The sequence below is a fragment of the Methylobacterium sp. 1030 genome, assembly GCF_040544715.1.
Taxonomy (GTDB): Bacteria; Pseudomonadota; Alphaproteobacteria; order Rhizobiales; family Beijerinckiaceae; genus Methylobacterium.
This window is the reverse complement of the sequence record NZ_JBEPKM010000005.1, coordinates 225787-251572: the sequence shown is the minus strand read 5'-3', so window position 1 is coordinate 251572 and position 25786 is coordinate 225787. Positions and strand designations below refer to the sequence as shown.

Here is a 25786-nt window from a genome sequence, read left to right as displayed (position 1 = left end):
CACGGTCAACGATCGGTTCACCCTACGCGTAAAATTTGAGGAAAGCGTTACCCCTACGCACTCTCTGGTATCGCGGATCCAGCTCTGACTTCAGGCGAGCTTGGCGTTCGCGACGTCGGCGGTCGGCTCGACAGTGTTCCGGGCACGGTCGGCGGAGAGGAAGTCCGCGAACTTGACGGTGAGCAGCGCCTGGCAGGCGGCGAAGGCGACAAAGATGGCGAGGAAGCTGGCGATCATCGGATTCTCCGGCGCGGTCTGGAACCGCCTCATGTTGCGACGCAATGCGTGCCATGCTGCTGCGCAACTTGGTATGCCAGATTACGAATACCGATTATGTCGAACATGCATGGGGCGCGCAGATCGAGCCCACAAAGTTCGGATTGTTGCCCAGTCATGCATAAAAATGCACAACCGATCAGCTTTGAAAGGTTGTGGCCTCGCCGAACATGTTCTGCAGTGCATCAACGCTTGCGCGCGATTTATATTCAGGCGCGTGCTGAGCTTGTGTGATAGCCGGCGCGGCAAACGAGGGTTCCCCCCGAGCGCCGCTCGCGCCCTTGGCCCATCATCATGCCGCACAGGCACGAGGTGTCGTCCGGGCCGGGCGATCCGTCAGGCGAGGACTGAACGGTCGCTCAATCCAGATAATCGCCGTAGGTGTCGACGTGCTGCGCGAGACCCAGACCGTGCTCGCGAACGAGTCTCTCGGCCAGATCGGCATCACGGGCTTCGAGCGCCGAGATGATGGCGACGTGCTCCCGGATGGAGCGCTCCGCCCGATCGCCCTGCCGGAGCGCGGTGCTGCGGATGCCGCGCACGTGCATGAGCAAATTGCTGGTCAGATCGGCGATCGCCTCGCAGTGACCCAGCGCGATGATCCGCTGATGGAATCGGATGTTCGCGTCCGAATACTCGTCCATGTGTTCGGACGGCTGGCCCTCGAAGAACTCGGGGAAGGATTCGCGCAGCGAGCGGAGCTGGCCGTCGGTGGCGCGCGCGCAGGCGAGGCGTGCCGCCATGCTCTCCAGCGCCGTCCAGGCGTGGATCATGCTGACGATCTCGCGCTTGTTCTTCTTGATCACGAAGACGCCGCGCCGGGCCTCGGAGCGGACGAAGCCTTCCTGCTCCAGAACCGTCAGGGCCTCCCGCACCGGGGTGCGGCTGACACCGAGATCCTGCGACAGCTTGCGCTCGTCGAGCCGCACCTCGTCCGGACGCCCGTAGATGTCCATGTTGGTGATGGCCGTCTTGAGCGCCTCGTAGGCCAATGTCCGGAGACTGGAGCTGGCGACGATGGGCTTCACGCTCAGCGGTTCGGAATTCGACATCCCTCGTCCAGTCAGCTCACACGCATGATGTCTCGCACGCATTCTCTGTCGTGCGCTCTCAAACGACCTAACCCAAACCTTTGCGAGATCCTAGTCGATCGCGGAGCGGTCCCACAGACCTGTGACCATTGCCGGCGCTCGGCACCTGAAAAATTGGCCGCGGCGCGACCATCACCCGTCGCCTAGCGCGACACGTTCGGGAAGGCGATTTAATCCCCGGTCGCGAACCTGTGTTTTTTTGCAGGTTTGATTGACACCCCGGGATTAAATCAGCACCATCTTGCTGGCATACCGTCGACCATCGGACATCAAGGCCGACTCGGCGTCGGATGCTGCTGTACTGCAGAGATTATTTGTCTGCGGGCCAAGAATTTTTCGAAGAATTCCGATCACGTTGTTCTGACAAGCTGCGCCGTGGCAGGGCATAAGCCCGGTTCGAGCGCGAACGCCGACAAGAATACTGCCAAGAGGGAACGGTATGTCCGAGATCGTCAAACCGGTTGGGCGCGGCCGCTGGCTGCAACTCGCCTTCGGCGTCGTCTGCATGTGCATGATTGCCAATATGCAGTACGGCTGGACCTTCTTCGTGAGCCCGATGCAGGAGCGGCACGGCTGGGATCGCGCGGCGATCCAGGTGGCGTTCACGCTGTTCGTCGTCACCGAGACGTGGCTGGTCCCGATCGAGGGCTGGTTCGTGGACAAGTACGGTCCGCGCATCGTCACGCTGTTCGGCGGCCTGCTCTGCGCCGTCGCGTGGGTGATCAATTCCTACGCGGACTCGCTCACCGTGCTCTACATCGCGGCCGCGATCGGCGGCACCGGTGCAGGCGCGGTTTACGGTACCTGCGTGGGCAACTCGCTGAAGTGGTTCCCCGACCGCCGCGGCCTGGCCGCCGGCATCACCGCCATGGGCTTCGGCGCGGGTTCGGCACTCACGGTCGTGCCGATCCAGGCGATGATCAAGTCCCAGGGCTACGAGGCGGCCTTCTTCTACTTCGGGATCGGGCAGGGCGTGATCGTCATGCTGATCGCCCTGTTCCTGCGCGCGCCGGCCAAGGGCCAGGTTCCGGAAGTCGCCCGGGTCAGCCAGTCGAAGCGGGACTACAAGCCCTCCGAGATGGTCCGCACCCCGATCTTCTGGGTCATGTACGCGATGTTCGTCATGATGGCCGCCGGCGGCCTGATGGCCACCGCGCAGCTCGGCCCGATCGCCAAGGACTTCAAGATCGCCGACGTCCCGGTCTCGCTCCTGGGGATCACGCTGCCGGCGCTGACCTTCGCGGCCACGCTCGACCGGGTTCTCAACGGCGTGACGCGCCCGTTCTTCGGCTGGGTCTCCGACCATATCGGCCGCGAGAACACGATGTTCCTGTCCTTCGCGATCGAGGGCCTGGGCATCTACGCGCTGAGCCAGTTCGGCCAGAATCCGATCGCCTTCGTGCTGCTGACCGGTCTCGTGTTCTTCGCGTGGGGCGAGATCTACTCGCTGTTCCCGGCGACCTGCGGCGACACGTTCGGCTCGAAGTACGCGGCGACCAATGCCGGGCTGCTCTACACGGCCAAGGGCACCGCGGCGCTGATCGTTCCCTACACCAGCGTGCTCACGACCATGACCGGAAGCTGGCACACGGTGTTCCTCGCGGCCGCGGCCCTCAACATCCTCGCGGCCCTGCTGGCGCTGTTCGTCCTCAAGCCGATGCGCGCCGCCTACACCAAGAAGCCCGAGGCGGGCCTCGCGCCGGTGCTGGCGCAGTAGCAGGCCCCGATCGCTCGCCGCCGCGGCGCCGAACCGAAGCGAATAAGCCCGGCGCCGTCTTTACGGCGCCGGGCTTCCTGCATACCGGGAACCGGGCCTTCCGGAGATCGGGCATGGACAGGGACGAGCGGATCGCGCGCGAGGGCGTCGTAGCGGCGGCGCGGGCACTCGACGCACAGGGGCTGAACCGCGGCACGTCGGGCAATGTCTCGGTGCGCTTCCGCGACGGGCTCCTGATCACCCCGTCGGGCGTGCCCACCGAACGGATCGGACCGGACGACGTGGTCCGGATGGGTCTCGACGGCACCCACGCGCCGGATCGGAAGCCGTCATCGGAATGGCGCTTCCACCGGGACATCCTCGCGTCCCGTCCGGAATTCCACGCGGTGGTCCACGCGCATCCGGTCTACTGCACCGCCTTCGCGATGTGCGGAGAGGCCATCCCGGCGGTCCACTACATGATCGCGACCTTCGGCGGCCCGACGGTACGCTGCGCGCCCTACGCGCCCTACGGCACCGCGGAACTCTCGGACCTCGCCCTCGCGGCGCTCGTCGACCGCAACGTCTGCCTCCTGGCCAATCACGGCATGATCGCGGCCGGGGCGAGCCTGGAGAAGGCCCTGTGGCTCGCCGTCGAGCTGGAGACGCTCTGCCAGCAATACGCCGTCGCGCGGCAGATCGGGACGCCGATCATCCTGTCCGACGACGAGATCGGCACGACGGTCGAGCGCTTCCGCGGCTACGGTCTGAATGCGGCGCGGCCGACCGCGCCGGAGACGACCTGACGCGCGGGTGACCTAGCGCCCGAGAAACTGACCGACCGCCAGCCCGGCCTCCCGGGCGTACTCGGCGGCCGCGACCTTCTTGCCGCCCTCCGCCTTGACCTTGCGGATCTCGAGGCGCCCGCCCTGCGCGCAGACGCTGAAGCCCTCGTCGTCGACGGCGATCACCTCGCCGGGCTTGCCGACGACGTCGGCGAGCTTGCGGATCCGATGCAGGCTGCTGTCGAAGATCTGGAGCTTCTTGCCGTCGTGCGTGGTCCAGGCACCGGGTGCCGGGTTCGCCGCGCGGATCAGGTTGTAGATCTGCTCGGCGTGGGCCGACCAGTGGATCTCCGCCTCGGCGCCGCGGAACCAACCCTCGTAGCTCGCGGCGTCCTCGTCCTGATCGATCTCGACATGCTGGCCGGCCACGACGAGGTCGGCCGCCTCGAGCATGGCCTCGACGCCCATCGGGAACAGGTTGTCGAAGTAGACGTCGCCCAGGGTCGCGTCGGCGCCGATCGGGCAGGATTTCTGCAGGATCACCGGCCCCTCGTCGAGACCGTCGGTCGGCCGGAAGATCGTCAGGCCGGTCTGCAACTCGCCCCGGGCGATCGGCCAGTTGATCGAGGAGGGGCCCCGGTAACGCGGCAGCAGGCTCGGATGATACTGGATGGTGCCGTGCTTCGGGATGTTGACGAAGCTCTGCGGCGCGAACTGGAGCACGTAGGCCATGACGCCGATATCGGCGTTCAGGCCGCGCATGGCGTCCTCGGCCTCAGGGCTCTTCAGGCTGGGGAACTGGAAAACCGTCAGCCCCTTCTCGACGGCCGCCGTCTTGAGGACGTCCGGCTTGGCGCCGGGCTTCTCAGGCGCGCAGAACACCGCCGCAACCTCATCGCCTCGTTTGAGGAACGCCTCCAGGACCGCTTTTCCGAAATCCTGTTGACCGATGAAGGCGATGCGCATGCAGGCTCCTGGGTGTCATCCGGACCCTGAGCGGGGCCGGGGAGAAACAAACCGAACGCGGGCTCGGCGGCGCGACCGTGCCCCGGCTGTCGAACGGCGTCACCCGGAATCCGGGGCCGCGCTTCACGCACGCCCCCGGATTGTAACATCGGCGATCCGGGATCTCGCCCCCGGATCGCCGGAGACCGATCACTCCGCCGCGATCTTCTGGACCGCGCCGATCGCGCCAGATTCGGCGATCTCGCCAACCTCGGCCTCGGAGTAGCCGAGCACGGAGCGCAGGATCTCATCGGTGTGCTCACCGAGGAGCGGCGAGCGGGTGACCTCGCTCGGGCTCGCCGACAGCTTGATGGGGTTGCCGACCGTCAGGTACTTGCCGCGGGTCGGGTGATCGACCTCCACGATGGTGCCGGTCTTCCGCAGGGACTCGTCCTCGGCGATCTCCTTCATCGACAGGATCGGGCCGCAGGGGATGTCGTACTTGTTCAGGGTGTCCATCACCTCGAACTTCGACACCTTCATCGTCCAGGCCTCGATCCGCGTGAAGATCTCGTTGAGATGCGGCAGGCGGGCCTTCGGGGTCGCGTAGTTCGGATCGGTCTTCCAATCCGGCTCACCGATGATGTCGCAGATCGGCTCCCAGACGGCGGCCTGGGTGATGACGTAGATGTAGGAGTTCGGGTCCTGCTCCCAGCCCTTGCAGCGCAGGATCCGGCCAGGCTGGCCGCCACCGGAATCGTTGCCCGCACGCGGGGTCGCCTCGCCGAACGGGATGCCCTCGCCGAACTGGCTGTACTCCCTGAGAGGCCCGTGCGCGAGACGCTGCTGGTCGCGCAGCTTGACCCGGCAGAGGTTGAGCACGCCGTCCTGCATGGCGCAGTCGACCTTCTGGCCGAGGCCGCTCTGGGTCCGGTGGTAGAGCGCCGTGACGATGCCGAGGGCGAGGTGCAGGCCGGTGCCGGAATCGCCGATCTGCGCGCCCGTCACCATCGGGATTCCGTCGCGGAAGCCCGTCGTCGACGCGGAGCCGCCGGCGCACTGCGCGACGTTCTCGTAGACCTTGCAATCCTCGTAGCGGCCCGGACCGAAGCCCTTCACGGAGGCCAGGATCATCCGCGGGTTGACCTCATGGATCTTCTCCCAGGTCAGGCCCATGCGGGCGAGGGCGCCGGGCGCGAAATTCTCGACCAGGACGTCGCATTCCTTGATCAGCCGCCAGAGAACCTCCTTGCCCTTCGGGTTCTTCGAGTCGAGCGTGATCGACCGCTTGTTGTGGTTCAGCATCGTGAAATAGAGGCTGTCCACGTCCGGGATGTCCTGAAGCTGCTGACGCGTGGCGTCCCCCGCGCCCGGCCGCTCGACCTTGATGACGTCGGCGCCGAACCAAGCCAGGAGCTGCGTACAGGTCGGGCCGGATTGAACGTGGGTGAAGTCCAGGATGCGGACGCCTTCGAGGGCCTTGGTCATGATCGGTCTCGGAGCTGGAGTCGGTTTGGGGATGTCGGAGGGCGGCTCAGGCCGCGCGGGATATCGGTTCGATGCCTGCACGGGCCCGTGTCGCGCGTGCCGCGACTGAGGGGCAGGGGCCTTCCATCCTCGAACGGATCATGTCTGTTCTCCCTCCCACAGCGCGGTCCCGTCGTATCGCGACACCGTCACGCGGACCCGGGGTGACGAGTCCGCCAATTTGTATACCACATGCCATTTGCCGGATGCGAGTGCCTATTGTGGACACCTCCGGCACCGGCCGATGGCCGACCGTAAGCCGGTGCGGGCTCGCGCTCAACACGCTGCACAGCGTGCAGGGGGTCCGGGGCGGCGACCCCTTGGCATTCGCCGACAGGCGGTCCATGATTTCGCCAAAATTGCCCCAGCCGCGGGATGAAATACGCGTCGCGGCCGTGGGTGAAACGATGTAACGCTGCACGAGGAACGCCCATGCTCGCCAGCACCAGCCTGATCAAGTCGTCCTGGATCGCCGTCGACGTCGCCCACGACCGCGCCGAGCGCGTGTTGGTGGTCGAGACCTACATCGCCGTCAGCCCGCTCGAACCGAATTACGACGCCGCGCAGTACGAGCGGGTGCTCGCTTGCGTTCAGAAGGTGCTCAAGACGCACCCGGAGATCGACCGCGCGTCGATCCTGAGCATGCATCGCGGCTCCGGCTGTACGGCTCTGTTCCGCGACACGCCCGCGAAGCAGCCCGCGGCGGCCTGAGGCGTTCAGGCCTCGCCGCCCTCGGTCGGTCGGGACAGGTCCGGCGGCTCGAGGGCGACTCGGGCCGCGTGGAACCACCAGAGCGGGATGTCGCGATTGGCCTTCGCCAGTTCCGACGCCCATCCCTCCTTGGGCATGACGTCGGCCCGGTCGGCGAACAGGCGCAGCGCCGCCTCCGCGCGCTCCCGTCGGCAACGCTCCTCGATCGCCCGCCGCTCGGCCTCGGCGCGGGCGTCGGTCTGCTCGATGAGGCGCCGGGTCGCGAGATCGTCGGCGTCGAAGGCGAATTGCTGCCAGAACGCCTCGGCTTCCCGCGCGACATCCCGCTCGCGGCGCAGCGTCGCGAGCGCTTCCTCCGCGGTGTGCCGCGCCGTCTCGGCGGCCTCGGCGCGGGCGACGAGGCGGTTGTTCGCCTCCAGCAGCTCCCGCTCGCGCTCGGGCGACATCCTCTGCCGGCGCAGCACCCGCAGTTCCTCCTCGTCGGCATGGCGGGCGGCCATCAGGTCCGCGAGCGGACCGGCCGCCAGGGCGTCGGCGGATCGGCGATAGCGCTCGCGCAGGCCCGGGTGGCGGGCCTCAAGGTCCGTGTCGGTCCAGGCGGCGCGATCCTCCCCGTCCGTCCGCTCGCAATCGTACAGAGCCTGCGCCAGGGCTTCGCGCAGGTCGTCCGGAAATCGTGCCGCGGCGTGTCCGTTCATGAACCTGCATTCGCGTTGAGCGATCAACAGAACCTAGAACGCGCGCGACCGCCGGGAGAGACCGTCGCTGTGTGACGAACGCGTTTTTTTTCGACGCGGCTCGGCCGCGCAGCGGCGGCGATACGCGCCTGTCCACCGAGGCATTCCGGCCGGGATGCCAGCGTCGCCGTCATCCAGCCTCTGGCGCGCATCCTGTCTGCCGGTCTCGTCTGACGGGGGTCGCGGTGCATCATCGCTGACCCTGCTTGCCTGAGCCTGTGTGGCGCGCACCGGGATGCCGATCGCGGTGGCCGATCCGTTCTGGTCCCGGCGCCGGTCTCGGTGCTCGCCGACGCGGCTCGATGTTCGGGAGCTTCATGCGTCTCGGAATCGCGATAGCGCCGACGGATCACCCGGGATACATCGCGAGAAGGCTCATTCACGCGTCGATCGCAGTCGATGGTCCATACTGGCTACAATCCGGCGCTGGTCGCCCTGTCGATCGGCCTCGCGGTCTTCGCGTCCTACACCGCGCTGGACCTGGGCGCGCGGATCCGCGGGCCCGTCGCGGGACCGCGCTGGCCGTGGATCGCCGGCGCCGCCCTCGCCATGGGCGGGGGCATCTGGTCGATGCACTTCATCGGCATGCTGGCCTTCGAGATGGGCCTGCCGGCCGCCTACGATACCGGACTCACGCTCCTGTCCCTCGCGATCGCCGTCGCGGCGACCGGCGCCGCCTTCCTGTGGGTGGCGCGCGTCGGCGAGGGGACCGGCAGCCTTCTCGTCGCCGGCCCGCTGATGGGCCTGGGCGTTGCCGGCATGCACTACACCGGCATGGCGGCGCTGCGGATCCCCGGCGACCTCGCCTATAGCCCGGCGATCATCGCGCTCTCGGTGGCGATCGCCGTGACCGCGGCGACCGCCGCCCTGTGGCTCTCCTTCCGGCAACACGGCGTCTGGCAGAAGCTCGTCGCGGCCTGCGTGATGGGCCTCGCGGTGGCGGGCATGCACTACACCGGCATGGCGGCGGCGACGATCACCGCCGAGGCGGGCGGCGCCCACACCGCCCACGCGGTGACCGGCGCTCCGGCTCAGCAGAACCTCGCCCTCTACGTCGCCGGTGCCACGTTCCTCATCCTGTTCCTGGCGATGCTCGCCTCGTCGCTGGACCAGCAGCGCGTGCAGCGCGAGCTCCAGGCGAGCGAGGCGCGGTTCCGGGCCGCCGTGCAGGCCGTGCGCGGCGTGCTCTGGACTAACGATGCGACGGGCCGGATGCTCGGCGAGCAGCCGGGCTGGAGCGCGATCACCGGTCAGACGCGGGCGGAGTATCAGGGTTACGGCTGGGCCGACGCGGTCCATCCCGACGACATGGAGGCCTCCGTCGAGACGTGGAACGCGACCGTCCGGGCGCGGCGCACCTACGTCCACGAGCACCGGGTTCGGGTGCGCGACGGGACGTGGCGACACTTCGCGATCCGTGCCATCCCGGTCATCGACGCGCGCGGCGAGATCCGCGAGTGGGTCGGCGTCCACACGGACATCACCGAGCAGCGTCAGGCCGAAGCCGACCTGCGCGAGTCCAACGAGGAGATCCAGCGCTACGCCTACATCGTCAGCCACGACCTGCGCGCGCCGCTGGTCAACGTGATGGGATTCACGAGCGAGCTGGAGGCGACCCGGACCGAGGTCGCCGCGGCCCTCCGGGATCACCCCGCGGCAGAGCGGCTCGACGCCGATTTCGGCGAGGCGCTCGGCTTCATCAAGGCGGCGGTGAACCGGATGGAGGGGCTGATCGCCGCCATCCTCAAGCTCTCGCGAGAGGGCCGGCGACAATTCTCGCCCGAGGCCCTCGACATGACGGGCGTGCTCCGCGGCGTGGCCGATGCCCAGCGGCATCAGGCGGAGGCGGTCGGGGCCACGGTGACGATCGCCCGCGACCTGCCCGAGATCGTCGCCGACCGGCTCGCGATCGAGCAGGTCTTCGGCAACCTGCTGGACAACGCCGTGAAATACCTCGACCCGAGCCGGCCTGGACGGATCACCGTCACGGCCAAGGCCGTGGGCGAACGCGGCGTCTGCTTCTCCGTCGCCGACAACGGCCGGGGGATCGCCGCGCGGGACCATGCCCGCGTCTTCGAACTCTTCCGCCGATCGGGCGCCCAGGACCGCCCGGGCGAGGGGATCGGTCTCGCCCACGTGAAGGCGCTGGTGCGCTCGTTCGGGGGCCGGATCGAGATCCGTTCAGAACTCGGTGTGGGCACGACGTTCGACGTGACCTTGCCGCACGGGACAGCTACAGCGGTCCGGATCGACCCCGAACCGGCGCCCATCGCCGCCTAATGAGCGTGGAGCGGCCCGTGCACCCCGTCAGCATCGTGATGATCGAGGATGACGAGGGCCATGCGCGCCTGATCGAGCGCAACATCCGACGCGCCGGCGTCAACAACGACATCGTGCCGTTCCGCAACGGCACTTCGGCGCTGGACTATCTGCTCGGGCCGGACGGCTCCGGCGAGGCGAGCGCCCGACGGCACCTGCTGATCCTGCTCGACCTCAACCTGCCGGACATGACCGGCCTCGACATCCTCGAGAAGGTGAAGGCGAACCCGCACACGCGTCGGTCCCCGGTGGTGGTCCTGACCACGACGGACGACAGCCGCGAGATCCAGCGCTGCTACGACCTCGGGGCCAACGTCTACATCACTAAGCCGGTGAGCTACGACGGCTTCGCGAACGCGATCCGCCAGCTCGGTCTGTTCTTCTCGGTCATGCAGGTTCCGCAGAACCCATGACTGCTCGGCGTGCCAGCGGGGACGGCACCGCCGCGGCGGCACGCATCCTCTACATCGACGACGATCCCGGCCTCGGCCGCCTGGTCCGGCGCGCCCTCGAGGCGCGCGGCTACGCGGTCGAGCTCTGTCCCGACGGCGCGGCGGGGCTGGCGCGGCTCGCCCAGGGCGGGATCGACGCCGTCGCCCTCGACCACCACATGCCGGGACAGACGGGCCTCGACCTGCTGCCCGAGATCCGCGCGCTGCCCGAGGCGCCGCCGGTCATCTACGTGACCGGCTCCGAGGACAGCCGCGTCGCCGTGGCGGCCCTGAAGGCCGGAGCTGTGGACTACGTCTGGAAGGACGTCCAGGGTCAGTTCCGCGAGCTGCTCGGCGAGGCCGTCGCCACCGCCCTCCGGCAGGAGAGCCTGCGGCGCGACAAGGAGCGGGCCGAGGCCGAGATGCGCGAGGCGCGCGACCGCGCCGAGCTGCTGCTGCGCGAGGTCAACCACCGCGTGGCCAACTCCCTGGCCCTCGTCGCCGCCCTGGCGCACATGCAGCGCAACGCCGTCACGGACCCGGCCGCCAAGGCGGCGCTCGACGAGATGCAGGCCCGGATCTCGGCGATCGCCGGCATCCACCGCCGCCTCTACACGTCCGACGACGTCGAATCCGTCGAGCTCGACGCCTACCTGCAGAGCTTGGTCGAGGAGTTGCAGGCCGCCATGCGGGCGAGCGGGCGCGACCACGCGATCCGCCTTCGTGCCGTGCCGGTGCGGCTCTCGACCGACAAGGCCGTGTCGGTCGGCGTTGTCGTGACCGAACTCGTGACCAACGCCTACAAGTACGCCTACCCGGTCGGCACGTCGGGCGAGATCCGCGTCGCGGTCGAGCGGGACGCCGCCGACACCGTGCTGCTCGCCGTCGAGGATGACGGTATCGGCTGGACCGGGGAGGGCGAGGTCCGCGGCACCGGTCTCGGGTCGCGCATCGTGCGCGCCATGGCGTCGAACCTGCGCTCGGCCCTGTCGTATGCCCCCCGAAGCGCCGGGACGCGCGCCGTCCTCGCGTTCCAGGCCTGAGCGTCCGGATCTAGCCGCCGGCTCGCCCGGCGATGCGGTCGAGGGCCTCGAGCATCGGCGCCAGGGCGTCCTCGTCGAGTTGCTGGAAGCCCAGCGCCCGGCTCATGAACAGACCGAGGATGGCGAAGTACAGGACGGAGCCCTCGCCCGGGGGAGCGCCCTCGATCCGTCCGAGCTGGTCCAGCTGATCCGCGACGAACGCCTGGAAGTCTTTCTGCGCCTCCGGTGACTCCATCGATGCCAGCAGGAGTGCGCGCGCCGCTTCGTTGTCGTCGCAGTAGTGCCCGCGGATATGCGCCACCATCGCCCTGGGAAGCTGCGACGGGCCGGCCGGTATCTCCCGCGCGCAGGCGTCGATCTCCGCGCGCACGTCCGCGAGCTTGCGGGCGACCAGCGCCCCCACCAGGGCGTCCTTCGACGCGTAATGGTGCAGGACGCCGCCTTTGCTCAGCCCGGCCTCGGCCGCGACCGCGTCGATGGTCAGCCCGCGGACGCCTCCCTTCAGGAGAACGGCCGCGGCCGCCTCCAGGATGATCTCGGGGCGCGCCGCCAGTCGCTGTCGCTTCGCCTGCATCACGGACCTGCACTAAAAACCGTCTGGACGGTATGTAACGGATGGCGTAGGAACGCGCCACGCAATTCGCACGAGTCGCGCCGACACGGTCGATCGCATGAACCGCATCGCCTTCCTTCCATCCGCATCCGCGCTGCTGATGTTAACCGCGCTCGCGTGGATCGGGTGCGCCCAGGCCGCGCCCGAGACGGCGCTCGACTCCGCCGTGGCGCGCGTGCGGGTCGTGCAGGCGCGTCGCACACCGATGGCGCTCGACGTGGTGGTGACCGGCGACGTCCAGGCCCAGGCGCAGGTCAACGTCTCGTTCCGAACGAACGGGAAGGTCGCCGAGCGGCGCGTCGAGATCGGCGACCACGTCACGGCCAATCAGGTCCTCGCCGTCCTCGAACCCCTGACGCAGCAGGCGAATCTCGACAACGCCAAGGCCGCCCTGGCTTCGGCCGAGGCGCTGCTCACGCAGGCGAAGATGTCGTACGAGCGCCAGAAGCAGCTCCTGGCCGGCGGCTTCACGACCCGCTCGACCTACGACAACGCCGAGCAGGAGCTGCGCACCACGCAGGCGGCGGTCGACTCGGCCAAGGCGGCGCTGGGAACCGCGCAGGAGCAGTTCTCCTATACCGAGCTGCGCGCGGGCGTGTCCGGCGTGGTGACGAGCCGCAGCTTCGAGGTCGGCCAAGTGGTCCAGTCGGGCCAGACCGTGCTGGTCGTCGCGCAGGACGGGCCCCGCGACGCGGTCTTCAACGTCTACGAATCGCTGCTGGCCCAGCCGCCGGCCGGCGACACCGTCGCGGTGGCGCTGCAGTCGGACCCGTCCGTCACCGCGGTCGGGACCGTGCGGGAGATCTCTCCCACCGTGGATGCCGCCAGCGGCACGGTGCGGGTCAAGATCGGCCTTAAGTCGACGCCCGACGCCATGGGGCTCGGCGCCGTCGTGATCGGTCGCGGGCGCTTCGCGCCGCACGAATCGGTGATCCTGCCCTGGTCGGCGCTCTACCGCTACGACGGGAAGCCCTCGGTGTGGGTCTACGATCCGGACCGGAAGACCGTCTCGGTCCGCGCGGTGGAGATCGATCGCTTCGGCCCCGATATCATCGCGCTGAAGCGCGGCGTCGAGCCGGGCGAGCGCGTGGTCATCGCCGGCATCCAGTTCCTGCGTCCCGGCCAGACGGTCGCGGCCGCCGAGATCGGAGACCGCCCATGACAGCGCGCGCGTATCTCGTCCTGGGCCTCCTCGCGACGGCACTGGCCGGGTGCAACGGTCACGGCGAGGAGGGAGGCGAGGCCGCGGCGGCCCCGGTCCGTCCGGTGCTGACGCAGGTTGTCGTACCGAGTGACACCGTCACGTTCGGGCCGTTCGCCGGCACGATCGAGCCGCGCTACCAGGCGCAGCTCGGCTTTCAGATCCCCGGGCGCATGGTCGCGCGGGACGTGACGATCGGCGACCTCGTCACCCGCGGCCAGCGCCTCGCGGCCCTCGACACCATCGTGACCCGTTTCGACCTGACCCGCGCCGAGGCCGACTTGGCCGACGCGAAGGCGCAGGCCGAGAACGCAGAGGCCGCGGAGTCGCGGACCCGGCGCCTGATGACCGGCAACGCCGTCTCCCAGGCGACGCTCGACCAGGCTGTCGCCAAGCGCGAGACCGCCCGGGCCCGGGTGGATCAGGCGATGGCGAGCCTCCAGAAGGCCCGCGACCAGATGGACTACACTGAGCTGAAGGCCGAGTTCGACGGTGTCGTGACCCAGCGCCTCGCCGAAGTCGGCCAAGTGCTCAGCGCCGGCCAGGGCGTCGTGACCGTGGCGCGGCCCGACGTTCGCGAGGCGGTGGTCGACATTCCCGAGGCCCATGTCGGGGCTCTGCCGTCGGACGGCGTGTTCACCGTCGCGCTCCAGAGCGCTCCGGAGCTGACGGCGCGCGGGCGCGTCCGCGAGATCGCGCCCCTCGCCGAGTCGGGGACGCGGTCCAAGCGCATCCGGATCACCCTGGACGATCCCGGCCCGGCCTTCCGGCTCGGCGCGACCATCAACGTGTCGCTCATGCGCAAGGTCGCGCCCACCGTCCTTCTGCCCGCCTCGGCGCTGCTTGAGGACGGTGACCGCCGCTCGGTCTGGGTCGTCTCGCCCGACGGGAAGTCGGTAGCGCGCCGCGACGTCACCGTGGCGGCGCGGGACAACGCCGAGGACGGCCGCGTCGCGGTCGTCGCCGGCCTGAAGGCCGGCGAGCGCGTCGTGGTCGCGGGCGTCCACGTCATCAAGGAAGGCCAGGCCGTGCGCCTGACCGACGGCGCCGTCTGATCCGGCCGCACGGGGTTTTCGCGTGAAGGACTTCAACCTTTCCGACTGGGCGCTCGGGCACCGCTCGTTCGTCTGGTTCCTCATGCTGGTCTCGCTGATCGCGGGCCTGATGGCCTACACCCGCCTCGGCCGTGAGGAGGATCCGCCCTTCACCATCAAGACCATGGTGGTGCAGACCACGTGGCCCGGCGCGACCATCAAGGACACCCTCGATCAGGTCACCGACCGGGTCGAGAAGGAGCTTCAGCAGCTCAACGGCCTCGACTTCGTCCGCAGCTACACGACGCCCGGATCGTCGACAGTCTTCGTCCAGTTCCGCGACACGCTCAAGAAGAACGAGATCCAGCCGGCCTTCTACCAGGTCCGCAAGCGGCTCGGCGACATCAAGGGTCAGTTCCCGGAGGGCGTGCAGGGTCCGTTCTTCAACGACGAGTTCGGCGACGTCTACGGCAATATCTACGCGTTCACGGCCGACGGCCTGACGCACCGGCAGCTGCGCGACTACGTCGAGGGCATCCGCACCGAGGTCCTGCGGGTGCCCAATATCGGCAAGACCCAGCTGATCGGCACGCAGGACGAGACGATCTACCTCGACTTCTCCACCCGGAAGCTCGCCGGCTACGGCATTGATTTCCAGGCCCTGATCAAGGCCCTGCAGGCGCAGAACGCGGTCTCGGCCTCCGGCGTGGTGCAGGCCGGGCCGGAGCGCATCTCGCTGCGGGTCAGCGGCTCCTTCGCCTCCGAGGCCTCGCTCCAGGACTTCAACCTGCGGGTCAATGACCGCTTCTTCCGCCTCGCCGACATCGCCGAGATCAGCCGCGGCTACGAGGATCCGCCCGCACCGCTGTTCCGGGTGGACGGCAAGCCCGCGATCGGCCTCGCCATCGCGATGCGTCCGGGCGCCAACCTGCTGCATTTCGGAGAGGCCCTGAAGGAGCGCATGCGCGCCATCGAGGCCACCCTGCCGCTCGGTGTCGGCGTCCATCTCGTGTCGGACCAGCCCAAGCAGGTCGAGCACGCGGTCGGCGGCTTCACCCAGGCGCTGGTCGAGGCCGTCATCATCGTGCTGGGGGTGAGCTTCGTGAGCCTCGGCGTCCGGGCCGGCCTCGTCGTCTCGGTGTCGATCCCGCTCGTGCTGGCGATCGTCTTCGTCGTCATGCAGATCATGGACGTCACCCTCCAGCGCATCTCCCTCGGCGCGCTGATCATCGCGCTGGGCCTCCTCGTCGACGACGCCATGATCACCGTCGAGATGATGGTGGCCCGCCTGGAGCGGGGCGACACGCTGCGGAAGGCCGCCACCTTCGCGTACACGTCGACGGCGTTCCCGATGCTGACCGGGACGCTCGTGACGGTGGCGGGCTTCCTGCCGATCGGCTTCAACGGCTCCGGCGCCGGCGAGTACACCTACTCGCTGTTCGTGGTGATCGCGGCCTCGCTGCTGGTCTCCTGGGTCGTGGCGGTCCTGTTCGCGCCGCTTGTCGGTGTCACGCTCCTGCCGAAGACCATGAAGCACCACACGGAGAAGGAGGGGATCTTCACGCGCCTGTTCGTCTGGGCGCTGCGGCTCGCCATGCGCTGGCACTGGACGACGGTGGTGGTCTGCCTCGGGCTGATGGCGGCGGCCATCGTCGGGATGGGGCACGTTCAGCAGCAGTTCTTCCCGTCCTCGGACCGGTCCGAGGTGCTGGTCGACCTGACCCTTCCGCAGAACGCCACCATCGCCGAGACCCGGGCGCAGATGGACCGGTTCGAGGCGAACCTGAAGGACGATCCGGACGTGACGAGCTGGTCGTCCTACGTCGGCGAGGGCGCGGTGCGCTTCTACCTCCCGCTCGATCAGCAGCTCGCCAACGCTTTCTTCGGCCAGATCGTCATCGTCACAAAGTCGCTGGAGGTGCGCGACCGCGTGATGGCGCGCCTGCAGACCATCGGCCTGCGCGACTTCGTCGGCACCGACGTGCTGGTGCAGCCCCTGAGCCTCGGGCCGCCCGTGGGCCGGCCGGTGCAGTACCGCCTCAGCGGCCCGAACATGGAGACGGTGCGCCGCCTGTCGCTCGACCTCGCCAACGTGGTCGCGGCCGACAAGCGCCTCGACGTGCCGACCTTCGACTGGAACGAGCCCGGCAAGGTCCTGCGGGTCGAGATCCTCCAGGACAAGGCGCGCCAGCTCGGCGTCACCAGCCAGGACGTCGCCGGCATCCTGAACGGGATCGAGGGCGGCCAGGCGATCACGCAGGTCCGGGACTCGATCTACCTCGTCAACGTCGTCGGCCGCGCCCGCGCCGCCGAGCGGTCGTCGCTGGACACCCTGCAGTCGCTGCAGGTCGGTCTCGCGAATGGCACGGTGGTGCCGGTGCTCGCCTTCGCGCGGATCGGCTACGATCTCGAGCAGCCGATCGTCTGGCGCCGGGACCGCCTCCCGACCGTGACGGTGCGCGCCACGATCCACGACGCGACCCAGCCGGCCACCATCGTGGCCGCCCTGCAGCCCGGTCTCGACGCCTTCATCAAGGCGCTCCCGGAGGGCTACACGGTCCAGACCGGCGGCGCCGTCGAGGAATCCGCCAAGGGCCAGGGCCCGATCGCGGCCGTGGTCCCGGTCATGCTGCTGGCCATGGCGTTCCTGCTGATGATGCAGCTCCAGAGCTTCGGCCGGATGCTCCTCGTCTTCACCGTGGCACCGCTCGGCCTGATCGGCGTGGTGCCGGCGCTGCTCCTGTTCGACAAGCCGATGGGCTTCGTCGCCATCCTGGGCATCCTGGCGCTCATCGGGATCATCATCCGCAATGCGGTGATCCTGGTGAGCCAGATCGAGGAGTTCCGGGCCGAGGGGATGGCGCCCTGGCAGGCGGTCTTCGAGGCGACCCACCACCGCATGCGGCCCATCCTCCTGACTGCGGCCGCGGCGAGCCTGGGCCTGATCCCCATCGCCCGCGAGGTGTTCTGGGGGCCGATGGCCTTCGCGATGATCGGCGGGATCCTGGCGGCGACCTTCCTGACGCTCCTGTTCCTGCCCGCGCTCTACGTCGGCTGCTACCGTATCCGCCCGGAGACGGGCGGCGCGCCGGCGGCCCACGCCGGCTGATCGGCCGGCTCACGCGATCGCGGCGCCCGCGGGCGCTGCGAGAAACGGTCGGCCCGCCCCTCCGCCCCCTCAGGGCGGGCCGACCGTGACGATATTTCACGCGAGCGGGGCCACACCGCCGGAAACCCGACGGTGTTCCGGCGCGTAGGGTGCGACGGAAACGAGGACCGTCCCGCCCATGAACGCCTTCATCGCCGTCGTCCTGGTCTGCGCCAACGGGATCGCGCAGGAGTCCTGCACGGACGCCCAGGCGCTCGAGGTCCGCAAGGTCCGGGTCGCCAACGAACTCGGCTGCGCCACCGGCTGGCAGGAGATCATCGCCCGCACCGAGCTGCGCGAGGAGATCGGCAAGACCGCCTACCTGAAGACGGAGTGCCGCCGGGTGAAGGAGCCGCGGTGACGCACGCGGCGGCCGCTACTTCTCGTACTTGATGTAGGCGAAGCGCGGATCGGTCGGGGTGCCCTCGAGCCCCTGTCCCTCCAGGCCCGGCTGCCAGGAGACGACCTCCTCGATCTTCCGGGCGAGGGCGAAATCCTTGTCGGTGATGCCCTTGGCCGCGTGGTTCATCAGCCGGACCTCGACCCAGGCGTAGGAGGCCGTGATGTCCGGATGGTGCCACGCCGCCTCGGCGAGGTGGCCGACCGTGTTGATCACCATCAGGGTGCTCTTCCAGCCGGACGTCTTGTAGGTGCGCCGGATCCACCCGTCCTCCAGCCGCCAGGCGGGCAGCTCGGCCTTCAGCCGCGCCTCCACGGTCGCGTCGTCCAGTGCGCCCTCGCGTCGCTCGCTCATGATCCATCTCCGATGAAACCGTCGCTGCCGAGGGTGCCGCCGCGGCCGGTTGCGCGCAAGCGTGTTTGCCGCGGTGGACGGAAACCGATGTGAGCCCTATGACCTTTTGGCAATGGCGTCCGGCTCGATCGGCACTCCAGTCTGCCGCCGCTGAAGACTGCGCAATACGATGGGAGAAGGCGTGATGCTGTCACGGCGCGCGATGCTCGCCGGGGGCCTGCTCGGCGGCCTCGGCCTGCGGGCGGCGCGCGCCGACGTGCCGACGATCCGCCTCGGCAGCCTGCCCTTCGGCACGTCTACCTGGGAGGCGGCGGTGATCAAGGCCCGCGGCCTCGACACGGCCAACGGCTTCGAGCTCGACGCGGTCAAGCTCGCCGGCAACGACGCGGCCCGGATCAGCTTCATCGGCGGGCAGGTCGACACGATCATCGGCGACCTGCTCTGGGCTGCCCGCCTCGGCAACGACGGCCAGGCGGTCCGCTTCATCCCGTACTCGACCTCCGAGGGCGGCGTGATGGTGCCGGGCGGCAGCCCGGTGAAGAGCCTCAAGGATCTCGCGGGCAAGCGCCTCGGGGTGGCGGGTGGCCCCCTGGACAAGAACTGGCTCCTCCTCCGGGCACAGGCCAAGGACGCGGCCGGCATCGACCTCGAGCAGGCCGCCGAGATCGCCTACGGCGCCCCGCCTCTGATCACGCTGAAGCTGGAGCAGGGCGCCCTCGACGCGGCGCTGACCTACTGGACCTACTGCGCCCGCCTCAAGGCCAAGGGCTATCGGCAGCTGGTCGGGGCCGAGGACATCATGCACGCCCTTGGGGTCCCGGGCGACGTGGCGCTGATCGGCTACCTGTTCCAGGACGCCACCGTGAAGGAGAAGCCCGCGGCCGTGGCGGCCTTCGCCCGGGCCTCGCGGGCCGCCAAGGACATGCTCGCCTCCGACCCGAGCACGTGGGAGATCGTGCGCCCGCTGATGGCGGCGGAGGACGAGGCGACCTTCGAGGCTCTGAAGCACGATTTCCTGGCCGGCATTCCGCGCCGCTCCATCGCGGAGGAGCGCGCCGACGCCGAGAAGCTCTACGCGGTGATGGCGCGGCTCGGCGGCGCCCGCCTCGTCGGAAAGGGCAACGCGCTCCCGCCGGACCTCTACTACATCGGCCGCAATGGTTGAGGCGGCCGCCCGGCGGGCGCGCGTGTCGACCGTCAAGACTATCAGGATCATCGGGACCGCATGGGCGCGCTGACCCGTATCGCGTCCCTGGCCGTGCTCCTCGCCGCCTGGCAGTTCGCCGCGATGGAGGCGGGCTCCCGCCTGCTGCCGGCGCCCCTCGCGGTGCTGCGCTTCATCGTTCAGGAGGCGGAGCGCGGCGACCTCGCGCACAACGTGGGCATGACGCTGCTCCGCGTGGCGATCTCCTTCACCGTGGCGATGGTCCTCGGCGTCCTCCTCGGCGTCGCGCTCGGACGGTCCAAGGCCGCCGACGTCACCCTCGACACGCCGCTGCTCGTCCTCCTGAACACGCCTGCCCTGGTGATCACGGTCCTGGCCTATGTCTGGGTCGGCCTCACCGAGACCGCCGCGATCCTGGCGGTGGTGCTCAACAAGCTGCCGAACGTCGCGGTGATCGTGCGCGAGGGCGCGCGGAATCTCGATCCCGGGCTCGACGAGATGGCTCGCGCCTACCGGCTCGACCGGCGCAGCTGGGCCCGCGACATCCTGATCCCGCAGCTCCAGCCCTACATGGTCACGGCGGCGCGGTCGGGCCTCTCGCTCGCCTGGAAGATCGTGCTTGTCGTGGAGCTGCTCGGGCGCCCGGACGGGGTCGGCTTCGCGATCAACTACTACTTCGTCCAGAGCACCGACGTGGCGGCCATCATCGGCTACAGCCTCGTCTTCATGGCCGTGATGATCGGCATCGACGTCCTCCTCCTCCAGCGGCTCGAAGCCTATGTCCGTCGCTGGCGCTGAGCCCGTCCTCCAAGTCGCGATCGCGTCGAAATGGTACCGGCCCGCCCGGGCCGAGGCGGTCGAGGCCGTCCGGAACCTGACCTTCGGCGTCGGCGCCGGGGAGATCGTCTGCCTGATCGGGCCGTCGGGCGCCGGCAAGACCACCACCCTGCGGATCCTGCTCGGCCTTGACACCGCCTTCGAGGGCCGCGTCTCCGGCGCGGACCGGGCGGGCATCGTGTTCCAGGAGCCGCGGCTGCTGCCCTGGCGCAGCGTCGAGCACAACGTCCGCCTCGGCCTACCCCGGGCACGGCGCGGGCGCGATCTCGACGATCTGTTCGCGCGGCTCGGCCTGACGGCGTGGCGGACGCGCTACCCGAAGGCCCTGTCGCTGGGCATGCAGCGGCGCGTGGCGCTGGCGCGCGCCCTGGCCGACGGCCCGCGCGTCCTCGTCCTCGACGAACCGTTCGTGTCCCTCGACGACGCCGCCGCCGCGGAACTGCGCGGCCTCGTGGTGGACACGGTGGACCGGGCCGGCATGAGCGTGCTGATGGTGACGCACAACGTCGCCGAGGCGATCGGGATCGCAGACCGGCTGCTCCTCGTGTCGCGGCGCCCGGCCAGTCTCATCGCCGACGTCCGCCTCGACCGGCCGCGCCGGGAACGCGACCGCGCCTGGGCCGAGGCGACGCGGGCGAACCTCGCCGCGCGGCATCCGGAGATCATCGCGCAGTGACGCGTGTCGCGCCGGCCGTTCGGCCGATGCAATCGGTCCAGGTCGGCCACTGCGTTCAGCGCGCCTCCCGAACGGATCGTTGAACCTCCCTCCATCTCAACCTCGGACGATCCCCGGCCAGGTAGGCCATCTCCCCGCGGGACCCGAGCGGCGTAGGGTCGCTCGAGGGAGGTGGGGATCAGTGTCGGCAGGTCGTTCGCGCGGGCGGCCCTCGGCGGTCTCGCGCACGCGGCGCGGGAGGTGCTGGAACGCGGCACCTTCAGCGACGCGGCGGAGGCCGTGTCGGGCAGCGGGGCGAAAGCCTACATGGCGGAAGAGCCGCGGCAGGCGCGACCGCTCGGGATCGCTGCCGCACGGCGGGCGATCCTGCGGCGAGCGGGCGCCGATCGGCCCGGATACGCGAGTCGCGGCGAAGGACCGGGCGGCACGGTTTGTCATCGCATCGCGATACGGACGGGAACGCCGCCGCTATACCGGTGCCCTCGTCGCACCGGCCGGCCGCGGAGCCTTGTCGAATCCAGAGCGTCCCGACGTCCCGCACGTCCCCCTCGGCCATCGACCGCGCGCCCGTCGCCGACCGGTCGGGCACCGGCAATGTAGTCAGGCTAGCCGTCGCGCAGGCCCTCGCCGGCGCGAACTCGACCGTCGTGTTCGCGACGGGCGCGGTCGTCGGCAACATGCTCGCGCCCAGCAAGGTCCTGGCCACATTGCCGATCTCGATCTTCGTGGTCGGGATGGCCGCCTGCGCCCTTCCGACCGGCAGCATCGCCAAGCGCCACGGGCGCCGCACCGCCTTCATTGTCGGCACCGGGTGCGGCGTGCTCGTCGGCCTGCTCTCGGCCTGGGCGATCGTCGCGGCCAGTTTCTGGCTGTTCTGCGCGGCGATGTTCCTCGGGGGCGCCTACGCGGCCGTGGTCTTCTCGTTCCGCTTCGCCGCCGCGGACTGCGTTCCGGCCGACCGCCGCCCGCGGGCGCTGTCGGCCGTCATGGCCGGCGGTGTCTTCGGCGGAGTGATCGGGCCGCAGCTCGTCACCCACACCATGGACCTGTGGCCTCCCTACCTGTTCGCCGCCACCTTCCTGGCCCAGGCCGCCGTCGCCGCCGCGGCCGCCCTGATCCTGGCGGGCGTTCGCCTGCCGCGGCCGTCCACCGGGTCCGTCTCGGGCGGACGACCGCTAGCCGTCATCCTCGCGCAGCCGCGCTTCGTGATCGCGGTGATCTGCGGGGCCGTGTCCTACCTCCTGATGAACTTCGTCATGACGGCCGCCCCGCTGGCCATGCGCCTGTGCGGCCACGCGCAGGAGGATGCCAATCTGGGCCTGCAGTGGCACGTCATCGCCATGTACGGCCCGAGCTTCTTCACCGGGCGGCTGATCACGCGCTTCGGCGCGTCCCGCGTGGTGGCGACCGGCCTCACCTTGACGGGGGCGGCCGCGCTCGTCGGACTCGCGGGCGCGGACGTCGGGCATTTCTGGCTGTCCCTCATCCTCCTCGGCGTCGGATGGAACTTCGGCTTCGTCGGCGCCTCCGCGATGGTGCTGGACTGTCATCGCCCGGAGGAGCGGACGCGGGTGCAGTCGATCAACGACTTCATCGTGTTCGGAATGGTGGCGGTCGGTTCGTTCTCGTCCGGGGGCCTGCTGACGAGCTACGGCTGGGACACGGTTCTCTGGGTGTCCTTCGCGCCCTTGGCGCTGGCCGCGACGGCGCTCGCGCTCACGACAGGGCGCGGCGCGAAGGCGTGGTAGCCTGGATCGTCCCTCGCGGTCGCAGAGCCCGTCGATGACCCTCGATCAGTTGCGCATCTTCGTGGCGGTCGCCGAGCGTCAGCACGTCACCCGCGCGGCCGAGGCCTTGAACATCGTGCAGTCCGCAGTCAGCGCCGCGGTGTCCGGGCTGGAAGAGCGCCACGCGGTGAAGCTGTTCCACCGGGTCGGCCGCGGGATCGAGCTGACCGATGCCGGTCGCGTCTTCCTCGAAGAGGCCCGCGCGGTCCTCGCCCGCGCCGAGGCGGCCGAGCGGGTCTTGGCCGACCTGAGCGGCCTGCGGCGGGGAAGCCTGCGCGTTCACGCGAGCCAGACCATCGCCAGCCACTGGCTGCCCCGCCATCTCGTCGCGTTCCGGGCCGCCCATCCGGACGTCACGATCCGGCTCGCCGTGGGCAACACCGCGGAGGTGGCGCGGGCGGTCGCCGATGGTTCGGCCGAACTCGGCTTCGTCGAGGGCGAAGTCGAGGATCCGATCCTGGCGAGCGCGGCGGTCGCGCAGGATCGGCTCGTGCTCGTCGTGCCGGCCGGCCACCCCTTCTCGGCCCGGGAGACCCTCACGGCCGCCGATCTCGCGGGCCACCCGTGGGTGCTGCGCGAGGCGGGCTCCGGAACGCGCTCCGCCTTCGAGGCGGCGCTCGCGGCGGCGGGGCTGGCGCTCGCGGATGTGACGGTGTCGCTCGAGCTGCCCTCCAACGAGGCCGTGCTCGCCGCGATCGAGGCCGGGGCCGGTGCGGGCGTCCTGTCGGAGGCGGTCGTGGCGGGCAAGCTGGCCGCCGGCGCGCTCGTCGCGCCGCCGTTCCCGTTGCCGGCACGGACCTTCCGGATGCTGCGCCACAGGGAACGGTACCGGAGCCGCGCCGCGGACGCCCTGCTCGGCCTGATCCGGGACGGGACGCCGTGAGCGGCGCAGTCAGGGCCGCGGCTTCAGCGCGGCGAGATAGTCGATGATGGCCTGCCGGTCGGCGGGATCCACGCTGGCCTTGTAGCTGTGAATCATCTTGTCGACGATCCCGCTCCACTGCGCCTTCGACAGGGCGGGCTGCGTGAGGATCATCCCGGCCGAGTGACAGGCGAGGCAGGTGTTGCTGATCGCCTCGGCGCCCGGTCCCGCCGGGAAGACCTGATCGGACGTGGGCCATTCGACCTGCTGCGACGCGAAGCGCATCGGCTCCGGCGCGGCGGCCGCGGAGACGGGGATCAGGGCGAGCGCGGCCAGGCAGCGCGCTATTGGCGTCAGGGACATGAAACTCCTCCTCAGGCGACCTGGAGCGTCACGGTCTCGACGCCGTTCTGCATGAAGCCCGCGCCGTTCCAGACGGGGTCCATCGGCTGCGCGAGTCCGTTCGTGTTGGTGCAGCGGACCTTGATGGCGCGGGTGCCGGTCGCGAGGGCCGGCAAGTCGACGTCGAAGCGGCGGAAACTGTAGGCGCCCGCGTCGGCCCCGAGCCGCGTCGGCGCCCAAGACGCGCCGCCGTCGGTGGAGATCTCCACGGACCTGACCCCGCAATCGCCCCCGAAGGCGATGCCGCGCACGGCCACCGGCGCGCCGACCGCGACCCGGGCGCCGTCCTGCAGGTTCGTCACGAAGGCGCGCGGCACCATGCGGTCGATCGGCACCGTCTTGAAGCCGGTCTGGCCGGGCTGGACGTTGGCTCCCGGCACGTCCGGGATGCGGTAGGCCGTCTCCATCCAGTACTGATCGTCGGGCCTGTCCAGAACCTCGATGTCCGACAGCATCTTGACCCAGTAGGTCGAGTATCGGCCCGGGACGACCAGGCGCAGCGGGAAGCCGTTCAGCAGCGGCAACTGCGCGCCGTTCATCGCGTAGGCGATCATCACCTCGCCGTCGCGGGCATGGTCGAGGGCGAGGGATTTCCGGAAGTGCGGCGCGTCGCTCACGACCGGCTCGTCGAGGCCGGCGAAGCGCACCTGCACGGCCCCAGCCTTCACGCCCGCACGGTCGAGCACGTCCTTCAGGCGCACGCCGGTCCAGAGGGCGTTCCCCATCGCGCCGTTGGCCCACTGCGCGCCGGGGACCCGCGGCACGAACAGGCCCCGCGAATTGCCAGAGCACTGGTTCACCGCCGCGATCTCGAATCGCGGCATGCCGGCGAGCGTGTCGAGGGACAGCGACAGGGCCGTCTCGACGTGGCCGCGCACTGTCAGACGGAAGGACGATGCGTCGATCGCGGTCGGAATCTCGGCCCAGTGCCAGCGCACGTAGAAGCGGTCGTTGGGGGTGAACACGCCCTCGTCGAACACCGCGAAGGGTGTCTCCAGCAGCGGCGGCCGGGTGCGCTGCAGGATCATCGCGCCCTTCCCGGGGAAGGCGGTCGTGATCGCGCGCTGCTCGGGACCGCCGGGCAGAGGGAGTCTGACAGTGCCGGCGGCCCAGGCCGGGGCGGCCGCAGCGAGGCCTCCGAGACCGAGGCCGGCCAGCACGGCACGGCGGGGAAGGGCAGGTTGGCTCACGGCGATGTCTCCTCAACAGCGTGGGGTTAGCTCGGTTTCCGTTGCTCCGCGGTGGGCGGATCGCCGTTCCGCGGCCCGATTTCACTCCTGACGCTCCTCGAACGTGACCCGAGCAGCACCCGATGCCGAGAAGTTGGATCAGGTGGAGACTGACGGCGGCGAGCGAGGCGATCGCCGCCATCGCCACCCGCAGCCCCGATCCGGCGACGCTGCGCAGCTCGCGTTTCCGCACGCGACGAGGATCGCCGAGCGAGCGTGCAGGCCCAGAGCACGGCGGATGATCGCGACCTCGACCGCCGCCAGGGCGACGGCTGCCAGAGTGACGGCGAAGCAGAAGCGAAGCTTGGCTACGGAACCGCGGATGCGGCACGTAATCGAAAGAGAGTTGGTCTTGCTCGACACGGCTCGGCTCCAGATCGGGGAGCCACCATCCCTCTCCACGAGCGTTCAATCCAACAGAACTTATCGAACGAACCGATCGCGATTCTCGATCGTTTGGCCAAACGGCGAATTGCGACGGTGAACCCTGCTTAACGCGGTCGGCACGACAGCCCCC

Annotated in this window: 25 protein-coding genes and 1 pseudogene; 17 read left to right on the top strand and 9 right to left on the bottom strand. The window is 69.6% G+C overall.

What is annotated here, in order from left to right:
- Window positions 1-90: 90 nt before the first annotated feature.
- Both ABIC30_RS09280 and ABIC30_RS09275 read right to left on the bottom strand, forming a co-directional pair.
- Window positions 91-237: a hypothetical protein gene (locus tag ABIC30_RS09280; RefSeq protein ID WP_020092011.1), complete on the bottom strand. Its 147-nt coding sequence runs from the start codon at window positions 235-237 to the stop codon at window positions 91-93.
- Between the two features lie 398 nt (window positions 238-635).
- Window positions 636-1328, bottom strand: coding sequence for a GntR family transcriptional regulator (locus tag ABIC30_RS09275; RefSeq protein ID WP_020092012.1), 693 nt, complete (start codon window positions 1326-1328; stop codon window positions 636-638).
- A 478-nt stretch (window positions 1329-1806) separates the two neighbouring features.
- On the opposite strand from ABIC30_RS09275, the gene oxlT reads away from it, so the two are divergent.
- Together oxlT and ABIC30_RS09265 are read left to right on the top strand one after the other, a co-directional pair.
- Window positions 1807-3084 carry an oxalate/formate MFS antiporter gene (oxlT, locus tag ABIC30_RS09270; protein WP_020092013.1) on the top strand — a complete coding sequence of 426 codons (1278 nt, stop codon included), beginning with the start codon at window positions 1807-1809 and terminating at the stop codon, window positions 3082-3084.
- Window positions 3085-3197: 113 nt separating this feature from the next.
- Window positions 3198-3869, top strand: a complete 672-nt coding sequence (locus ABIC30_RS09265) for a class II aldolase/adducin family protein (protein WP_020092014.1) — start codon at window positions 3198-3200, stop codon at window positions 3867-3869.
- A 12-nt stretch (window positions 3870-3881) separates the two neighbouring features.
- On the opposite strand, the gene ABIC30_RS09260 is transcribed toward ABIC30_RS09265, so the two are convergent.
- Together ABIC30_RS09260 and frc are read right to left on the bottom strand one after the other, a co-directional pair.
- Entirely contained in the window at window positions 3882-4814 is a 933-nt protein-coding gene (locus ABIC30_RS09260; protein ID WP_020092015.1) for a methionyl-tRNA formyltransferase, read from the bottom strand.
- A gap of 189 nt (window positions 4815-5003) precedes the next feature.
- Window positions 5004-6281: a formyl-CoA transferase gene (frc, locus tag ABIC30_RS09255; RefSeq protein ID WP_020092016.1), complete on the bottom strand. Its 1278-nt coding sequence runs from the start codon at window positions 6279-6281 to the stop codon at window positions 5004-5006.
- Between the two features lie 471 nt (window positions 6282-6752).
- Between frc and ABIC30_RS09250 the strand changes: the two genes are divergently transcribed.
- Window positions 6753-7031: a hypothetical protein gene (locus ABIC30_RS09250; RefSeq protein WP_012319741.1), complete on the top strand. Its 279-nt coding sequence runs from the start codon at window positions 6753-6755 to the stop codon at window positions 7029-7031.
- A gap of 5 nt (window positions 7032-7036) precedes the next feature.
- Here ABIC30_RS09250 and ABIC30_RS09245 read toward each other — a convergent pair whose 3' ends face one another.
- On the bottom strand, window positions 7037-7729 hold the full coding sequence (locus ABIC30_RS09245; RefSeq protein ID WP_020092017.1) for a hypothetical protein: 693 nt from the start codon (window positions 7727-7729) through the stop codon (window positions 7037-7039).
- A gap of 438 nt (window positions 7730-8167) precedes the next feature.
- Between ABIC30_RS09245 and ABIC30_RS09240 the strand changes: the two genes are divergently transcribed.
- From ABIC30_RS09240 to ABIC30_RS09230, 3 genes are read left to right on the top strand one after another with little or no spacing between them, the layout of a single operon-like run.
- Window positions 8168-10048 carry an MHYT domain-containing protein gene (locus tag ABIC30_RS09240; RefSeq protein WP_103984767.1) on the top strand — a complete coding sequence of 627 codons (1881 nt, stop codon included), beginning with the start codon at window positions 8168-8170 and terminating at the stop codon, window positions 10046-10048.
- Window positions 10048-10500 carry a response regulator gene (locus ABIC30_RS09235; RefSeq protein ID WP_020092019.1) on the top strand — a complete coding sequence of 151 codons (453 nt, stop codon included), beginning with the start codon at window positions 10048-10050 and terminating at the stop codon, window positions 10498-10500. The genes ABIC30_RS09240 and ABIC30_RS09235 overlap by 1 nt, the downstream gene beginning before the upstream one ends.
- On the top strand, window positions 10497-11561 hold the full coding sequence (locus ABIC30_RS09230; RefSeq protein ID WP_354454749.1) for a sensor histidine kinase: 1065 nt from the start codon (window positions 10497-10499) through the stop codon (window positions 11559-11561). The genes ABIC30_RS09235 and ABIC30_RS09230 overlap by 4 nt, the downstream gene beginning before the upstream one ends.
- A gap of 10 nt (window positions 11562-11571) precedes the next feature.
- Here the strand turns inward: ABIC30_RS09230 and ABIC30_RS09225 are convergent, their stop codons facing one another.
- Window positions 11572-12135, bottom strand: a complete 564-nt coding sequence (locus ABIC30_RS09225; RefSeq protein WP_020092021.1) for a TetR/AcrR family transcriptional regulator — start codon at window positions 12133-12135, stop codon at window positions 11572-11574.
- A 97-nt stretch (window positions 12136-12232) separates the two neighbouring features.
- On the opposite strand from ABIC30_RS09225, the gene ABIC30_RS09220 reads away from it, so the two are divergent.
- The 4 genes from ABIC30_RS09220 to ABIC30_RS09205 all read left to right on the top strand — a co-directional run bounded on the left by ABIC30_RS09220 (window position 12233) and on the right by ABIC30_RS09205 (window position 17918).
- Window positions 12233-13336: an efflux RND transporter periplasmic adaptor subunit gene (locus tag ABIC30_RS09220; protein ID WP_020092022.1), complete on the top strand. Its 1104-nt coding sequence runs from the start codon at window positions 12233-12235 to the stop codon at window positions 13334-13336.
- On the top strand, window positions 13333-14430 hold the full coding sequence (locus ABIC30_RS09215) for an efflux RND transporter periplasmic adaptor subunit (protein WP_020092023.1): 1098 nt from the start codon (window positions 13333-13335) through the stop codon (window positions 14428-14430). The genes ABIC30_RS09220 and ABIC30_RS09215 overlap by 4 nt, the downstream gene beginning before the upstream one ends.
- Before the next feature lie 22 nt (window positions 14431-14452).
- Window positions 14453-17518 carry an efflux RND transporter permease subunit gene (locus ABIC30_RS09210; protein ID WP_020092024.1) on the top strand — a complete coding sequence of 1022 codons (3066 nt, stop codon included), beginning with the start codon at window positions 14453-14455 and terminating at the stop codon, window positions 17516-17518.
- A gap of 178 nt (window positions 17519-17696) precedes the next feature.
- Window positions 17697-17918 carry a hypothetical protein gene (locus ABIC30_RS09205; RefSeq protein WP_020092025.1) on the top strand — a complete coding sequence of 74 codons (222 nt, stop codon included), beginning with the start codon at window positions 17697-17699 and terminating at the stop codon, window positions 17916-17918.
- Window positions 17919-17933: 15 nt separating this feature from the next.
- Here the strand turns inward: ABIC30_RS09205 and ABIC30_RS09200 are convergent, their stop codons facing one another.
- Window positions 17934-18311, bottom strand: coding sequence for a 4a-hydroxytetrahydrobiopterin dehydratase (locus ABIC30_RS09200; protein WP_020092026.1), 378 nt, complete (start codon window positions 18309-18311; stop codon window positions 17934-17936).
- 184 nt (window positions 18312-18495) lie between these two features.
- Between ABIC30_RS09200 and ABIC30_RS09195 the strand changes: the two genes are divergently transcribed.
- From ABIC30_RS09195 to ABIC30_RS09170, 6 genes and pseudogenes are all read left to right on the top strand, one after another.
- A complete protein-coding gene (locus ABIC30_RS09195; RefSeq protein ID WP_020092027.1) occupies window positions 18496-19476 on the top strand; it encodes an ABC transporter substrate-binding protein in 981 nt (326 codons plus the stop codon).
- 60 nt (window positions 19477-19536) lie between these two features.
- On the top strand, window positions 19537-20274 hold the full coding sequence (locus ABIC30_RS09190) for an ABC transporter permease (RefSeq protein WP_020092028.1): 738 nt from the start codon (window positions 19537-19539) through the stop codon (window positions 20272-20274).
- Window positions 20255-20989 carry an ABC transporter ATP-binding protein gene (locus ABIC30_RS09185; RefSeq protein WP_020092029.1) on the top strand — a complete coding sequence of 245 codons (735 nt, stop codon included), beginning with the start codon at window positions 20255-20257 and terminating at the stop codon, window positions 20987-20989. The genes ABIC30_RS09190 and ABIC30_RS09185 overlap by 20 nt, the downstream gene beginning before the upstream one ends.
- A gap of 177 nt (window positions 20990-21166) precedes the next feature.
- Window positions 21167-21260: pseudogene (locus tag ABIC30_RS09180) on the top strand (isocitrate lyase/phosphoenolpyruvate mutase family protein); the annotation flags it as partial.
- 283 nt (window positions 21261-21543) lie between these two features.
- Entirely contained in the window at window positions 21544-22737 is a 1194-nt protein-coding gene (locus ABIC30_RS09175; RefSeq protein ID WP_354454796.1) for an MFS transporter, read from the top strand.
- Window positions 22738-22771: 34 nt separating this feature from the next.
- On the top strand, window positions 22772-23659 hold the full coding sequence (locus tag ABIC30_RS09170; RefSeq protein WP_020092031.1) for a LysR family transcriptional regulator: 888 nt from the start codon (window positions 22772-22774) through the stop codon (window positions 23657-23659).
- 9 nt (window positions 23660-23668) lie between these two features.
- Here the strand turns inward: ABIC30_RS09170 and ABIC30_RS09165 are convergent, their stop codons facing one another.
- Both ABIC30_RS09165 and ABIC30_RS09160 read right to left on the bottom strand, forming a co-directional pair.
- The gene (locus tag ABIC30_RS09165) at window positions 23669-24001 is read right to left on the bottom strand and encodes a hypothetical protein (protein ID WP_020092032.1); all 333 of its coding nucleotides are present in this window, start codon (window positions 23999-24001) and stop codon (window positions 23669-23671) included.
- An 11-nt stretch (window positions 24002-24012) separates the two neighbouring features.
- Window positions 24013-25230: a molybdopterin-dependent oxidoreductase gene (locus tag ABIC30_RS09160; RefSeq protein WP_354454744.1), complete on the bottom strand. Its 1218-nt coding sequence runs from the start codon at window positions 25228-25230 to the stop codon at window positions 24013-24015.
- A 255-nt stretch (window positions 25231-25485) separates the two neighbouring features.
- Here ABIC30_RS09160 and ABIC30_RS09155 point away from each other — a divergent pair, with 255 nt between their 5' ends.
- The gene (locus ABIC30_RS09155) at window positions 25486-25764 is read left to right on the top strand and encodes a hypothetical protein (protein ID WP_354454742.1); all 279 of its coding nucleotides are present in this window, start codon (window positions 25486-25488) and stop codon (window positions 25762-25764) included.
- Window positions 25765-25786: the final 22 nt, after the last annotated feature.

What these genes read in the sequence shown, in the direction of transcription:
- ABIC30_RS09195 (WP_020092027.1), top strand. Translation starts at nt 18,496, where the DNA reads ATGCTGTCACGGCGCGCGATGCTCGCCGGGGGCCTGCTCGGCGGCCTC.
- ABIC30_RS09265 (WP_020092014.1), top strand. Translation starts at nt 3,198, where the DNA reads ATGGACAGGGACGAGCGGATCGCGCGCGAGGGCGTCGTAGCGGCGGCG.
- ABIC30_RS09275 (WP_020092012.1), bottom strand. Translation starts at nt 1,328, where the DNA reads ATGTCGAATTCCGAACCGCTGAGCGTGAAGCCCATCGTCGCCAGCTCC.
- ABIC30_RS09200 (WP_020092026.1), bottom strand. Translation starts at nt 18,311, where the DNA reads ATGAGCGAGCGACGCGAGGGCGCACTGGACGACGCGACCGTGGAGGCG.
- ABIC30_RS09235 (WP_020092019.1), top strand. Translation starts at nt 10,048, where the DNA reads ATGAGCGTGGAGCGGCCCGTGCACCCCGTCAGCATCGTGATGATCGAG.
- ABIC30_RS09205 (WP_020092025.1), top strand. Translation starts at nt 17,697, where the DNA reads ATGAACGCCTTCATCGCCGTCGTCCTGGTCTGCGCCAACGGGATCGCG.
- oxlT (WP_020092013.1), top strand. Translation starts at nt 1,807, where the DNA reads ATGTCCGAGATCGTCAAACCGGTTGGGCGCGGCCGCTGGCTGCAACTC.
- ABIC30_RS09280 (WP_020092011.1), bottom strand. Translation starts at nt 237, where the DNA reads ATGATCGCCAGCTTCCTCGCCATCTTTGTCGCCTTCGCCGCCTGCCAG.
- ABIC30_RS09225 (WP_020092021.1), bottom strand. Translation starts at nt 12,135, where the DNA reads ATGCAGGCGAAGCGACAGCGACTGGCGGCGCGCCCCGAGATCATCCTG.
- ABIC30_RS09215 (WP_020092023.1), top strand. Translation starts at nt 13,333, where the DNA reads ATGACAGCGCGCGCGTATCTCGTCCTGGGCCTCCTCGCGACGGCACTG.
- ABIC30_RS09165 (WP_020092032.1), bottom strand. Translation starts at nt 24,001, where the DNA reads ATGTCCCTGACGCCAATAGCGCGCTGCCTGGCCGCGCTCGCCCTGATC.
- ABIC30_RS09240 (WP_103984767.1), top strand. Translation starts at nt 8,168, where the DNA reads ATGGTCCATACTGGCTACAATCCGGCGCTGGTCGCCCTGTCGATCGGC.
- ABIC30_RS09190 (WP_020092028.1), top strand. Translation starts at nt 19,537, where the DNA reads ATGGGCGCGCTGACCCGTATCGCGTCCCTGGCCGTGCTCCTCGCCGCC.
- ABIC30_RS09185 (WP_020092029.1), top strand. Translation starts at nt 20,255, where the DNA reads ATGTCCGTCGCTGGCGCTGAGCCCGTCCTCCAAGTCGCGATCGCGTCG.
- ABIC30_RS09260 (WP_020092015.1), bottom strand. Translation starts at nt 4,814, where the DNA reads ATGCGCATCGCCTTCATCGGTCAACAGGATTTCGGAAAAGCGGTCCTG.
- ABIC30_RS09250 (WP_012319741.1), top strand. Translation starts at nt 6,753, where the DNA reads ATGCTCGCCAGCACCAGCCTGATCAAGTCGTCCTGGATCGCCGTCGAC.
- ABIC30_RS09230 (WP_354454749.1), top strand. Translation starts at nt 10,497, where the DNA reads ATGACTGCTCGGCGTGCCAGCGGGGACGGCACCGCCGCGGCGGCACGC.
- ABIC30_RS09245 (WP_020092017.1), bottom strand. Translation starts at nt 7,729, where the DNA reads ATGAACGGACACGCCGCGGCACGATTTCCGGACGACCTGCGCGAAGCC.
- ABIC30_RS09170 (WP_020092031.1), top strand. Translation starts at nt 22,772, where the DNA reads ATGACCCTCGATCAGTTGCGCATCTTCGTGGCGGTCGCCGAGCGTCAG.
- frc (WP_020092016.1), bottom strand. Translation starts at nt 6,281, where the DNA reads ATGACCAAGGCCCTCGAAGGCGTCCGCATCCTGGACTTCACCCACGTT.
- ABIC30_RS09220 (WP_020092022.1), top strand. Translation starts at nt 12,233, where the DNA reads ATGAACCGCATCGCCTTCCTTCCATCCGCATCCGCGCTGCTGATGTTA.